We start from the raw sequence: 12067 nt of genomic DNA on the forward strand, positions 1-12067 counted from the left end.
AACAAACGAGCTTATGCTCTAAAAAATATAAAAAACCTTTGGCGACACGCCAGACACAACACGAGGAGCTACACCATGCGCACTACTCTCCGCGCCGCCGTCATGGCTGCCCTGCTTTCACCTGCTGCTTTCGCTGCAGGCAGCTACAGCCATATCTATTTCTTTGGTGACAGTCTTACCGACACCGGTGCCTTTGGTGGCCAGGCCATCCCTAATGGTTCCGGCGGGTTCATCATTCTGCCAGCCGACGCGCGCTGGACAACCAATAATGCGGCCAACCACGCCAATATCCTGGCAGGCAAACTGGGGCTAAGCGTCAGCGCCAGCAATGCAGCCAGCACGCTGGGCACCAGCGGCAACAACTTTGCCCAAGGCGGCGCCCAGTCGGTTACCTATGCCACCGGCGCGACGCTACCCAACAGCAGCAGCACACAAACCGCCGGCCCGGGCGGGCTGGATATCCGCGACCTGCCACAACAAGTACAAGACTACCTGACAGCCAATGGTGGCAAGGCCAACCCGGATGCAGTGTACTTTGTCTGGAGCGGCGGCAACGACATTCCTACCGCAGCGGGTGCCGGCAGCAGCAATGCTTCCACCGTGGCGACCGCCGCTGCCAACAGCCTGGCCACCCAGATTGGCGTACTGAACAAGGCAGGTGCCAAACTGATCATCGCCCCCAACCTTCCTTCTTTTGGTAATACCCCTGCTGCCCTTTATGCTGTGATTGATCAGATTGTTTCGACGCAACCTAACAATAATAATTTGAAAGCAATCGTTGCAGGCATACTAAGAAGTGAGTCGACACCAACCACTGCCTCCCAGGAAGCATTGATCAACAAAGCACTTACGACCCTTACCGCTGCATTAAACGGTGCAGTCACTCAACAGCAAATCACCGACGGCTACAACACCAGCAAGACCGGCCTGAACAACCTGTCCACGCTCTATAACACCACCGCCGATGGCGCCATCTCCGCCACCGGTGCCAATGTGGTGCGTGCCAACGTCAATGCCCTGTTTGCCGAAGTACTGGCCAACCCGGCAGCCTACGGTATCGACAACGTTACCGGCCCGGCGTGCGGCACCACCTCGTCGCTGGTCTGCACCAGCGCCAACGTCACCGGCACACTGAGCTATCTGTTTGCCGACGACCGCCACCCCACGCCTACCACCCACGCCCTGCTGGGCAACTATTTTGCCAGCTTGCTGCAAGCGCCCTACTTTGCCGAAGCGCTGGCCAATGTGCCAGCCGCCGCCAGCAGCCGGCTGGGCAGCACGCTGGATGCCCGCGCCCGTGCGCTGGATCATGAACAGCGCGCCGTAGGTACTGTCGGGGCATTCAGCAGCGTGACCGGTGGCAAGCAGGACGTTGGCCGCAACGGTGAGCAAGCCAAGGGCGAGCTGCTGACCGTGGGCGTGGACTACCAGTTCACCCCGTCCCTCAGCGTCGGCATGGCCTTCACCCAGGGCAAGCTGGACACCAGCGTAGGCAGCCTGGGCAGCTATGACAGCCAGCACAGCCTGATGAGCGCCAGCGCCAACTACCGCAGCGGCGCGCTATGGCTGGATGGCGATGCCACCCTGGGCGTTGCCGATATCGATACGCGCCGTGTGGCCGACCTGGGCAGCGTCAAGCGCCAGGAAACCGGTAGCACGCGCGCCAACCACAACAGCCTGCGCCTGAGCGCCGGCTACCGCATGCAGCAGGGCCAGCTGCGCACCGGCCCCTTTGCCGGCGTCGCCATGCAGCGCGGCCATGTGGCCGCTTTCAGCGAGCAAGCCAGCCAGAGTACCAGCATGCGCTTTGGCAAGCAGGTACTGGACTCCACCGTCCTGCAGGCGGGCTGGGAGCTGCAAGCGGCGCTGGGCAACATCACGCCCTACCTGATGATCAGCATGAAGCAAGAACAAAACGACGAGGCACGTACCCTGCGTAGCGGCGTGTACGGCACCCAGGGCGAGTTCACTGTCAGCGGTAGCCAGCCAGACCGCAGCTGGGCGGAATGGCAAACCGGCGCCACGGTATCGCTGGGTAAAGGCATGAATGGCTTTATCCAGGCCAGCGGCAGCAGTGGCCAAAAAGGCGGCAACGGCACGCGCTACAACCTGGGTCTGGCCGCCAGTTTCTGATGCGGCCAACCTTGCCTGCGCCCGCCGCTGTCTGGCGGGCTTTTTCTTTGCCGCATCACCATAAAGAAAAACCCCTTCCGGCAGGAAGGGGTTGCGGGTTCAGGCTGCGGCTGCTCAGCCCAGCGCCTGGCGTACGTAGGCCTTCACCGCGTCAGCGTCGGCATTGAACACCGTTACCTTTTGCGGCAGGTCTTCCAGGCCCTCGAAACCAGCCGGGCGCGGAGCGTCGCGGTTCAGCGCTTCGCGGATGGTATCGGCAAACTTGGCCGGCAGCGCGGTTTCCAGGCACACGATGGTTTCGCCCGGCAGACGCACTTCGCGCGCCACCTTGATGCCGTCGGCGGTGTGGGTATCCACCACCACCTGGTCTTCGGCGTCCACGGTGCGGATGGTGGCCAGGCGGTCGGCGTGGCTGCTCTTGCCGGACACAAAACCGAACTGCTCGCGCATCTGCGCCAGCTTGTCGCCCAGGTCGAAACCGCGGCCGGCGTCCACCTCGGCCCACAGCGCAGCCACCGCAGCGCCGTCACGCCCCAGCAGGTCGAACACGAAACGCTCGAAGTTGGACGCCTTGGAGATGTCCATCGACGGGCTGGACGTTACCCAGGTATTGGCGGTGCCACGCGGCTGGTAGCGGCCGGTCTTGAAGAACTCGTCCAGCACGTCGTTTTCGTTGGTGGCCACGATCAGGCGTTGCACCGGCAGGCCCATCTGGCGGGCGATGTGGCCGGCGCAGACGTTACCGAAGTTGCCGGACGGCACGCAGAAGCTGACTTGTTCGTCGTTGCTGCTGGTGGCGTTGAAGTAGCCCTTGAAGTAGTACACCACCTGCGCGACAACGCGCGCCCAGTTGATGGAGTTCACGGTGCCGATCTTGTACTGGCTCTTGAAGGCGTGGTCGTTCTGCACCGCCTTCACGATGTCCTGGCAATCGTCGAACATGCCCTTGATGGCGATGTTGTGGATGTTGGCGTCCTGCAGGCTGTACATCTGCGCGCGCTGGAACGGGCTCATCAAGCCGTCCGGGCTCAGCATGAACACGTTGATGCCCTGCTTGCCGCGCATGGCGTACTCGGCCGCCGAGCCGGTATCGCCGGAGGTGGCACCCACGATGTTCAGTTGTTCGCCCTTCTTGGCCAGCACGTACTCGAACAGGTTGCCCAGAAACTGCATGGCCATGTCCTTGAACGCCAGCGTCGGGCCGTTGGACAGCTCCAGAATCACCAGGCCGTCGTGCAAGCGCTTCACCGGAGTGATGGCCACGCTGCCGTATACCTCGGCGGTGTAGGTGCGATCCAGGATGGCTTTGAGGTCGGCTTGCGGGATATCGGTAGCAAACAGGCGGATGATCTCGAACGCCAGCTCGGCGTAGGACAGGTCGCGCCAGGCGTCCAGCTGGGCGCGGCCAACCTGCGGGTAGCTTTCCGGCAGCGCGAGGCCGCCATCCGGCGCCAGGCCCATCAGGATGGTGTCGGAAAACGAGAGCGGCGCCATGCCGCCACGGGTGCTGATGTATTTCATGTTATCGAACCAGTGTGTTCAGGCATTGCAGGCCCACATTGAGCAAACGGCCCTGCCAGGCAGGCTCGGCCAGAATGTCTTTGCCTTTGGCCGACACTTCCAGCAGCTCGCTGTTGCTCAGGCCGGACACCAGCTTGTCGCTGGCGCAGCTGCAATAACCATTGATCTTGCTTTGCGAGCTCAGCAAAGGCAGCAGCGGCGTGCTGGCAATCTTGCTGCGGCACGCGTCGTTCAGCCGGTCCTGTGCCAGCTGGCGCGGGGCCAGCGTGGCGCAGCCCGCCAGCAGGCTGCTGGCGGCCAACAGGATAAGCAGCCGCTTAACCATTGAGCTCTTCCATGCGCAGGCGCACTACCTTGCCCGCGACGCTGTCCAGCGCCTCGATGGCGGCAATGGCGGCGTTGGCGGCTTTTTCGAGCACGCGGTGCGTCAGGATCACGATCTCGGCCGAGCCATCGGCAGCGGAGCCTTTCTGGATCAGCGCTTCGATGGAGATACCGTTTTCGGCCAGCAGGCGGGTGATGTCCGCCATCACGCCAGCGCGGTCGATAGCCTGGATGCGCAGGTAGTAGCTGCTCACCACCTCGCCCATCGGCAGGATAGGCAGGTCTTTGAGCTGGTCCGGCTGGAAAGCCAGGTGCGGCACGCGGTGTTCCGGGTCGGAGGTCAGCAGGCGGGCCACGTCGACAATATCCGCCACCACGGCCGAGGCGGTAGGCAGCGCACCGGCGCCCGGGCCGTTGAACAGTGCCTGGCCGATGGCGTCGCCACGCACCAGTACCGCGTTCATCACGCCGTTCACGTTGGCGATCAGCTGCTGCTCGGGGATCAGCGTCGGGTGCACGCGCAGCTCTACACCTTGTTCGGTGCGGCGGGTCAGACCCAGCAGCTTCACGCGGTAGCCCAGCTCTTCGGCGTACTGGATGTCTTTGCCGGCCAGCTGGCTGATGCCTTCCAGATAACACTGGTCGAAGTGCATCGGAATACCGAAAGCGATGGCGGCCATGATGGTGAGCTTGTGGCCGGCGTCGTGGCCTTCCACGTCAAATGTCGGGTCGGCTTCGGCGTAGCCCAGTGCCTGTGCTTCTTTCAGCACGTCGGCAAAGTCGGCACCCTTCTCGCGCATTTCGCTAAGGATGAAATTGGACGTGCCGTTAATGATGCCGGCCAGCCATTCGATACGGTTGGCCGACAGGCCTTCGCGCAGCGCCTTGATGATGGGGATGCCGCCGGCCACCGCCGCTTCAAACGCCACCATCACGCCTTTTTCCTGCGCGCGGGCAAAAATCTCGTTGCCGTGTACCGCCAGCAGCTTCTTGTTGGCGGTGACCACGTGCTTGCCGTTGGCGATAGCCTGCAGCACCAGCTCTTTGGCCACGGTATCGCCACCGATCAGCTCCACCACGATGTCCACGTCCGGGTGGTTCACCACGGCGAAGGCGTCGGCCACCACGGTCACGTCGGCCCCCACCAGCTCGCGGGCTTGCTCTACATTGCGGCGGGAAGCAATCGTCAGACGGATGTCGCGGCCGGCACGGCGGCTGATTTCTTCCGCGTTACGCTTCAATACGGTGGCGACACCGCCACCGACTGTTCCCACCCCCATCAGGCCAATATTGATCGGCTTCATTGTTGAATACTCCTGCTGTTTCGGTTTTCAAATTTCCCTGGCACGTCGGCCTGCTGCCAGTGGCAGCTGCTGGTTTGTTTATCCAGCTTTTTATTTCTGCGCTGCGGCCAACCCTGGGTTGGCCGCAGACAGCACAAAGGGGCGCGCACGCCCCTTTGTTCAATGATGCCTCACCCGCGCCTGGCGCTTGAGCAGACGGTGTTTCAGTGCGGCGCGGGCAAGTGTGTTCATGCGGTACCGTGGCGTTTGCGGTAGTTTTCCAGGAAGCGGGCGATACGGCCGATGGCTTCGGTCAGGTCGTCGCTATTAGGTAGGAATACCACGCGGAAGTGATCCGGCGCAATCCAGTTGAAGCCGCTACCCTGCACCAGCAGCACGCGCTCTTGCTGCAGCAGCTCCAGGATGAACTGCTGGTCGTCCTCGATCGGGTACACCGCCGGGTCCAGGCGCGGGAACAGGTACAGCGCGCCTTGCGGCTTGACGCAGCTCACGCCCGGTATATCGGTGAGCAGCTTGTACGCCAGGTCGCGCTGGCGCGCCAGGCGGCCACCCGGCGCCACCAGGTCGTCGATGCTCTGGTAGCCACCCAGCGCGGTCTGGATGGCGTACTGCGCCGGCACGTTGGCGCACAGACGCATCGAGGCCAGCATGTTCAGGCCTTCGATGTAGTCTTTGGCGCGGCGTTTGTCGCCGGACAAGATCATCCAGCCGGCGCGGTAGCCGCAGGCACGGTAGTTTTTGGACAGGCCGTTGAAGGTGCACACCATCAGGTCCGGCGCCAGCGAGGCGATGGAGGTGTGGGTAGCGCCGTCGTACAACACCTTGTCGTAAATCTCGTCGGCGTACAGCAGCAGGCCGAACTCGCGTGCCACGTCTACCAGCTGTTGCAGTACGTGGTCCGGGTACAGCGCGCCGGTAGGGTTGTTCGGGTTGATGATGACCAGCGCCTTGGTACGCGGCGTGATCTTGGCGCGGATGTCGGCAATGGATGGCATCCAGCCGTCGTTCTCGTCACACAGGTAGTGCACCGGCTGGCCGCCGGCCAGGCTGACGGCGGCGGTCCACAGCGGGTAGTCCGGCGCCGGCACCAGCACTTCGTCGCCATTGTCCAGCAGCGCCTGCATGGCCATCACGATCAGCTCGGATACGCCGTTGCCGATGTAGATGTCTTCCATGCCCACCTGCGGCAGGTGCTTTTGCTGCGCGTAGTGCATGATGGCCTTGCGCGCGGCAAACAGGCCCTTGGAATCACAGTAACCGGACGCGTTCTGCAGGTTGACGATGACGTCCTCGATGATCTCGTCCGGGGCAAAGAAACCGAAAGGCGCCGGGTTGCCGATATTCAGCTTGATGATGCGGTGGCCTTCTTCTTCCATGCGCTTGGCGTGTTCAAGCACCGGGCCGCGAATGTCGTAGCAGACGTTGGCAAGTTTCTGTGATTTCTGGATGGGCTGCATGGGGGGCGATACCGTCTGTTTGGCGTGCTGCCCGTGTGGCGGGCAGCGTTGCTTTTGTCCTGTTTTGTGCCGCAAGCGGCGGGCTTATCCGGCCCTGGCATTCTGGCCAGGCGGGGTATAATCCTATCCCAAACCGTGGTGCACTGCACTACACCAGCCAACAGGATTTCATCATGAAGCTGCATGAAGCCAAAACTGCAGGTGCCAACCTGTTTACCGCGCACGGCGCGGGCTATGTCGAGATCAACCGTGAACGCCACGAAGGCAGCCTGATCGTGAGCGCTGACAGCATTACACCGTGGGCACCGGCCAACTTTGCGGCACTGGAAGAAGCGCACTTTGCCCAGTTGCTGGCGCTACAGCCGGAACTGGTGATTTTTGGCAGTGGCCCCACGCTGCGCTTTCCGCACCCGCGCCTGAGTGCGGCGCTGACCAATGCCGGTATCGGTGTGGAAGTAATGGACACCAGCGCGGCCTGCCGTACCTACAACATTTTGCTGGCAGAAGACCGCAAAGTCGTGGCCGCCTTGCTGGGCAGCTGATGGATATCGCCCTGCTGGGCAAGTGCCTGCTGGGCGCGCTGGCAGTGCTGTTGATCCAGTGGCTGTCCGGCAGCCGCTATTTCTTTGTGGCCGGGCTGGTACCGCTGTTTCCCACCTTTGCCCTGATTGCACACTATATGGTTGGCCGCAGCCGCAGCGCCGCCGACCTGCAGCAAACTGCGCTGTTCGGCCTGTGTTCGCTGCTGCCCTACGCTGCCTACCTGCTGGCGGTATATTGGCTCTGTGTGCGCTTGCCGCTGGCGGCCACCCTGCTGCTGGCCACGCTGTGCTGGCTACTCGCTGCTGCCATCCTGTTATGGGGCTGGCAGCACTGGCACGGCTAGCCGTGCAGGATCGCACAAACAGCAAGGGCGGCCACGGCCGCCCTTGTCGCGTTCTCAGCTGACACTTATGCGGCCAACTCGCCGCCAAAACTCTCGTAAGCCAGCAGCGCCTCGGCCGCCGTCATCAGCGATGGCCCGCCGCCCATGTATACCGCCACTTGCAGCATTTCCATGAATTCGGCGCGGCTGCAACCCAGTTCCACCAGCGCCTTGGCGTGAAAGCCCAGGCAACCCTGGCAGCGGGCGGCAATGCCAATGCCCATCGCGATCAGCTCTTTGTGCTTGCTGCTGAGCGCACTGTCCGTCAGCGCTGCGCGGCTCATCTGGCCGAAGCCTTTCATGGTGTCGGGGATTTCGCGGCGCAAGTCGGCCAGCTTGCTGGACAAGGTAGCGGTAAGGTCTGGGTAGTTGTGGCTCATGGCGCGCTCCATTCAATCAATTGTTTTACGATATATATTTTTATATATTGACTTCGCAAAGACAAGCCTTTTCTTGGCCGCGCAGCACAAATGCCACAAAGCCGCCCGTGGGCGGCCTTGTGGCATGGCGAGTCACTCAATGCAGCTTCAGCGCAGGCTTTGCCACCCTGCGCAGGCGATCCCCTACCCACAGCAAACCAGCCAGCCACCAGCCGTGCACCACTGCCTGGTGCATGCGGTACAACGAGGCGTAGATCAGCTTGGCGCCGCGCCCTTCCACGTAGTAATCGCGTTTGGGGCCAACAATCGCCGCCAGGCTACCCACTGCGGTGTGCTTGCCCAGCGACACCATCATGCCCTGCGGCTTAAAGGCAAAGTCGGCTGCCGACTGCTGCAGCAGCCAGGCCTGCAGCGCGCCAGCCAACCACTGCGCCTGCTGGTGCGCCACTTGCGCGGTGGCCGGCAGCGGGCGACCATCCGGCCCCAGGCAAGCTGCGCAGTCGCCCATGGCCACAATGTTTTCGCCCGCTACGCAGCGCAGCTGGGCGTCTACCTGCAACTGGTTCAGGCCGTTCACCGCCAGGCCATCCAGCTGTGCCAGCCAGGCCGGCGCTTTTACCCCGGCGGCCCACACCGTCATGTCGGCCGCCACCGTACTGCCGTCCTGCAGCTGTACGCCGTCGGCAGTTACCGCCGCCACCCGGCTACGGGTAAGCACGCGTACGTGGCGCGCGGCCAACTGTTCTTCGGCGTAGGCCGACAGCGACGGCGGTGCCGCGGCCAGGATGCGCTCGGCCCCTTCGATGACGCTGATGTGTACCTGCGCCGGTTGCAGCCGCGCGCCATAGACGTGCATCTCGCGCACCGTGTGGTTGAGTTCGGCCGCCAGCTCCACACCGGTGGCGCCGCCACCAACGATGGCGATATCCAGCCCTGGCTGCTGGCCGCTGCTGCAACGGAAAGCCAGCTCCAGCAGGCGGTGGCGCAGGCGCTCGGCGTCCTGCGGCGTGTTCAGCTGCAAGGCGTGCTCGGCCACGCCGGGGGTGCCGAAATCATTGCTCTGCGCCCCCACCGCCAGCACCAGCCAGTCGTAGCCGATATCGCGTGGCGGGCTGAGCTGCTGGCCGTCGCTGCCATGAATGGCGCCCAGGCGGATCAGCCGTTGCTGGTGGTCCAGCCCCTGCATATAACCGAACTCGAAGTCATAACCATTGTGATAACCGTGGGCGAAGTAGTTCACCTCGTCCTCGCCGCTGTTGAGCACGCCGGTGGCCACCTCGTGCAGCAAGGGTTTCCAGATGTGGGTGGGCGACCCGTCCACCAGCACAATACGGGCGCGGTGGCGCAGGCCCAGCTGGCGGCCCAGGCGGGTGGCCAGCTCCAGGCCCCCGGCGCCGCCGCCAACGATGACAATGCGCGGTAAATCGGCAGAACGACTCAGCATGACAGCTCCTTTGGATCAGAATGCGTTACCGCAGCCGCCTGCCGCCAAACAAAACGGCTGAGGTAACGCATCGCGCGCCAGCCCAGCCGTATGCTTGTCCGCCAGCAGCCTGTCAGCCAGGCACGCCGCGCGTCAGCAGGATCACCAGCAGCGCCAGCAACAGCAGCGCGATCAGTTTCAGCATGAAGTTCTGCGTTTTCTGTTCGCGCATCAGTTGGATATAGCCTTGCAGCACAAGTTCGGTGGTTTGGCCAGACAGTGCCTCGCCCAGCTTGCGCGGAATGGTGGGCAGCGTGGTGGCCCACTGCGGTACTTCGTGCTTCAGCGTGCGCAACAGGCCGCGCCAACCGATCTGCTCGTTCATCCACTTGGTGAGGAACGGTTTGGCGGTATCCCACAGGTCCAGCTCGGGGTCCAGCTGGCGGCCCAGGCCTTCGATATTCAGCAGTGTCTTCTGCAGCAACACCAGCTGCGGCTGGATTTCCACATTGAAACGGCGGCTGGTTTCGAACAGGCGCAGCAGCACCATGCCGAAGCTGATCTGCGACAGCGGTTTATTGAAGATGGGCTCGCACACGGTACGGATCGCCGCTTCCAGCTCCTCGGCGCGGGTATCGCGCGGCACCCAGCCGGATTCGATATGCGCGGTGGCCACGCGGTGGTAGTCGCGGTTGAAGAAGGCCAGGAAGTTCACCGCCAGATAGTGCTTGTCGGTGTCGGTGAGGCTGCCGACGATGCCGAAGTCCAGCGCGATATAGCGGCCATCGGCAGCCACCAGGATGTTGCCCGGGTGCATGTCGGCGTGAAAGAAGCCGTGGCGGAACACCTGGGTAAAGAAGATTTCCACGCCAAAGCGACTGAGCTTTTTCAGGTCCACGCCCGCTTCGCGCAGGCGGTCGATCTGCCCCACCGGGATGCCGTCCATCCACTGCATGGTCATCACTTCGCGCCGGGTGTAGTCGTAATACACCTCCGGCACCAGCAACATATCGCTACCGATAAAGTTGCGGTGCAGCTGGCTGGCGTTACCGGCCTCGTGCATCAGGTCCAGCTCGTCGTGCAGGTGGCGGTCGAACTCGGCCACCACCTCGCGTGGTTTCAGGCGTTTGCCGTCAGGCAGGAAGCGCTCCACCAGGCCGGCCAGCACCGCCATCAGCGCCAGGTCCTGCTCGATCACCGGCAGAATGCCAGGGCGCAATACCTTCACCGCCACATCTTTGCCCGGCTGACCGTGGCTGCCGTGCAGGCGCGCGCGGTGCACCTGCGCCACCGAGGCGCTGGCTACCGGTACATTCTCGAATTCAGCGTAAATGTCGGCCAGCGGCTGGCCAAAGCTGCGCTCGATCACCTCGCGCGCGATGGTGCTGTCGAACGGCGGCACGCGGTCTTGCAGGCGCGCCAGCTCGTCGGCGTAATCGGGCGGCAGCAGGTCGCGGCGGGTGGACAGCACCTGGCCGAACTTGATGAAGATCGGCCCCAGGTGCTCCAGCGCCAGCCGCACGCGCTGCGGCAACGGCGCATCGGTGTCGCGCGGCAGCGGCAGCAGGCGGAACAGCTTGGCAAGCAGCCCCACCTTAGGGCGGCCGGCCAGGAAATCGTCCAGGCCGAAGCGGTAGAACACGGAAACAATCTTGAACAGACGCGCAATACGCATGATGGGGCTTTATTGTTATGGTTGGCGAAGGTTGGCCGCACGCGCTTCCAGCAGCGTCAGGTGTTTTTGCAGGCGGTCGGCGTCTTCGCGCAGCGTGTCCACCGCGCTGACAAAAGCCTCGACGTCGGTTTTTTTGGCCAGCAGCGGCGCTTCTTCGCGCAGATGCTCGACCCAGGTTTCCAGCAAGCGGCCACCAATCTCGCCCTTGATGCCGAACAGGCCGCGCACCCAGCCTTGCACGCGGTGCGCCGCCACGTCGCCCACCACGCGCGACAGGTCTTCGGTGGCGTCCCACTGCAGCTGGCGCACGATGCGGCCAACGTTGGCCGCCAGCTCGGTGTCGCCTTCCAGCACGATGTCGCCCATGGCAGGCTCCTGGCCGGACAGCTGCGCCAGCGCCACGCCGTGCTTCAGGCGCAGGCGCGCTTCCGGCTCGCCTTCGCAGGCGGCCAGCCAACCATCGCTGGTGACCACACCCGCCAGGTCGAACGGCGGCAGGCTGATGCCAATGCGGCGCCCGGCATGCTGGGCCAGCTCGGCACGCACCGCCGGGTGCTGGTTCAACAGATGATTCAATGCGGCAATACGCAAGCCCATATCAATGCCCCTTGCTGGCCAGACTCAATAAAACGGTACCAATGATGATGGCCACAATGCCGGCCAGCTTCAGCGGCGGCATGCCCTCGCCGTAGAAAAACACGCCCACGGCCGCTACTACCGCCATGCCGACACCGCACCAGATGGCGTATACCACGCCCAGGTCCAGCCGCTGCACTACCTGCGACAGCAGCCAGAACGCCAGCACGTAGCCGGCCACCACCACCAGCGAGGGCAGCGGCCGGGTAAAGCCGGCCGCCAGCTTCAGCGACGAGGTGGCAGCGATCTCCGCCGCAATCGCCGCGGCCAGCATCAGCCAGGCGTTCAT

General features: G+C 63.4%; 12 protein-coding genes. 3 read left to right on the forward strand and 9 right to left on the reverse strand.

Features of this window, described 5'->3' with window-relative positions; translation table 11 throughout:
* The first annotated feature begins 75 nt into the window (after window positions 1–75).
* A complete protein-coding gene (locus PQU95_RS07300) occupies window positions 76–2133 on the forward strand; it encodes an autotransporter domain-containing protein (RefSeq protein ID WP_272751377.1) in 2058 nt (685 codons plus the stop codon).
* Between the two features lie 114 nt (window positions 2134–2247).
* Here the strand turns inward: PQU95_RS07300 and thrC are convergent, their stop codons facing one another.
* The 4 genes from thrC to PQU95_RS07320 form a co-directional block, all read right to left on the reverse strand.
* The gene (gene thrC, locus PQU95_RS07305) at window positions 2248–3654 is read right to left on the reverse strand and encodes a threonine synthase (RefSeq protein ID WP_272751378.1); all 1407 of its coding nucleotides are present in this window, start codon (window positions 3652–3654) and stop codon (window positions 2248–2250) included.
* Between the two features lies 1 nt (window position 3655).
* Complete coding sequence (locus tag PQU95_RS07310) at window positions 3656–3979, reverse strand: hypothetical protein (protein WP_017508166.1); 324 nt, start codon at window positions 3977–3979, stop codon at window positions 3656–3658.
* Window positions 3972–5282: a homoserine dehydrogenase gene (locus PQU95_RS07315; protein ID WP_017508167.1), complete on the reverse strand. Its 1311-nt coding sequence runs from the start codon at window positions 5280–5282 to the stop codon at window positions 3972–3974. Before PQU95_RS07315 ends, PQU95_RS07310 begins: the two co-directional genes overlap by 8 nt.
* A 227-nt stretch (window positions 5283–5509) precedes the next feature.
* Window positions 5510–6739, reverse strand: coding sequence for a pyridoxal phosphate-dependent aminotransferase (locus tag PQU95_RS07320; protein ID WP_017508168.1), 1230 nt, complete (start codon window positions 6737–6739; stop codon window positions 5510–5512).
* A 173-nt stretch (window positions 6740–6912) separates the two neighbouring features.
* On the opposite strand from PQU95_RS07320, the gene PQU95_RS07325 reads away from it, so the two are divergent.
* Both PQU95_RS07325 and PQU95_RS07330 read left to right on the forward strand, forming a co-directional pair.
* Complete coding sequence (locus PQU95_RS07325) at window positions 6913–7281, forward strand: Mth938-like domain-containing protein (RefSeq protein ID WP_026107822.1); 369 nt, start codon at window positions 6913–6915, stop codon at window positions 7279–7281.
* Window positions 7281–7625 carry a GlpM family protein gene (locus tag PQU95_RS07330; protein WP_272751379.1) on the forward strand — a complete coding sequence of 115 codons (345 nt, stop codon included), beginning with the start codon at window positions 7281–7283 and terminating at the stop codon, window positions 7623–7625. The genes PQU95_RS07325 and PQU95_RS07330 overlap by 1 nt, the downstream gene beginning before the upstream one ends.
* Window positions 7626–7690: 65 nt before the next feature.
* On the opposite strand, the gene PQU95_RS07335 is transcribed toward PQU95_RS07330, so the two are convergent.
* The 5 genes from PQU95_RS07335 to PQU95_RS07355 form a co-directional block, all read right to left on the reverse strand.
* Window positions 7691–8044, reverse strand: a complete 354-nt coding sequence (locus PQU95_RS07335; protein ID WP_272751380.1) for a carboxymuconolactone decarboxylase family protein — start codon at window positions 8042–8044, stop codon at window positions 7691–7693.
* A gap of 136 nt (window positions 8045–8180) precedes the next feature.
* Window positions 8181–9488, reverse strand: a complete 1308-nt coding sequence (locus tag PQU95_RS07340) for an NAD(P)/FAD-dependent oxidoreductase (RefSeq protein WP_272751381.1) — start codon at window positions 9486–9488, stop codon at window positions 8181–8183.
* A gap of 112 nt (window positions 9489–9600) precedes the next feature.
* Window positions 9601–11142, reverse strand: a complete 1542-nt coding sequence (gene ubiB, locus PQU95_RS07345; protein WP_272751382.1) for a ubiquinone biosynthesis regulatory protein kinase UbiB — start codon at window positions 11140–11142, stop codon at window positions 9601–9603.
* 15 nt (window positions 11143–11157) lie between these two features.
* On the reverse strand, window positions 11158–11739 hold the full coding sequence (locus PQU95_RS07350; protein WP_272751383.1) for a ubiquinone biosynthesis accessory factor UbiJ: 582 nt from the start codon (window positions 11737–11739) through the stop codon (window positions 11158–11160).
* Window position 11740: 1 nt separating this feature from the next.
* Entirely contained in the window at window positions 11741–12067 is a 327-nt protein-coding gene (locus PQU95_RS07355; protein ID WP_272751384.1) for a DMT family transporter, read from the reverse strand.

The sequence above is a fragment of the Vogesella aquatica genome, from assembly GCF_028548455.1.
GTDB lineage: Bacteria > Pseudomonadota > Gammaproteobacteria > Burkholderiales > Chromobacteriaceae > Vogesella > Vogesella aquatica.

What these genes read in the sequence shown, in the direction of transcription:
- PQU95_RS07300 (WP_272751377.1), top strand. Translation starts at nt 76, where the DNA reads ATGCGCACTACTCTCCGCGCCGCCGTCATGGCTGCCCTGCTTTCACCT.
- thrC (WP_272751378.1), bottom strand. Translation starts at nt 3,654, where the DNA reads ATGAAATACATCAGCACCCGTGGCGGCATGGCGCCGCTCTCGTTTTCC.
- PQU95_RS07310 (WP_017508166.1), bottom strand. Translation starts at nt 3,979, where the DNA reads ATGGTTAAGCGGCTGCTTATCCTGTTGGCCGCCAGCAGCCTGCTGGCG.
- PQU95_RS07315 (WP_017508167.1), bottom strand. Translation starts at nt 5,282, where the DNA reads ATGAAGCCGATCAATATTGGCCTGATGGGGGTGGGAACAGTCGGTGGC.
- PQU95_RS07320 (WP_017508168.1), bottom strand. Translation starts at nt 6,739, where the DNA reads ATGCAGCCCATCCAGAAATCACAGAAACTTGCCAACGTCTGCTACGAC.
- PQU95_RS07325 (WP_026107822.1), top strand. Translation starts at nt 6,913, where the DNA reads ATGAAGCTGCATGAAGCCAAAACTGCAGGTGCCAACCTGTTTACCGCG.
- PQU95_RS07330 (WP_272751379.1), top strand. Translation starts at nt 7,281, where the DNA reads ATGGATATCGCCCTGCTGGGCAAGTGCCTGCTGGGCGCGCTGGCAGTG.
- PQU95_RS07335 (WP_272751380.1), bottom strand. Translation starts at nt 8,044, where the DNA reads ATGAGCCACAACTACCCAGACCTTACCGCTACCTTGTCCAGCAAGCTG.
- PQU95_RS07340 (WP_272751381.1), bottom strand. Translation starts at nt 9,488, where the DNA reads ATGCTGAGTCGTTCTGCCGATTTACCGCGCATTGTCATCGTTGGCGGC.
- ubiB (WP_272751382.1), bottom strand. Translation starts at nt 11,142, where the DNA reads ATGCGTATTGCGCGTCTGTTCAAGATTGTTTCCGTGTTCTACCGCTTC.
- PQU95_RS07350 (WP_272751383.1), bottom strand. Translation starts at nt 11,739, where the DNA reads ATGGGCTTGCGTATTGCCGCATTGAATCATCTGTTGAACCAGCACCCG.
- PQU95_RS07355 (WP_272751384.1), bottom strand. Translation starts at nt 12,067, where the DNA reads ATGAACGCCTGGCTGATGCTGGCCGCGGCGATTGCGGCGGAGATCGCT.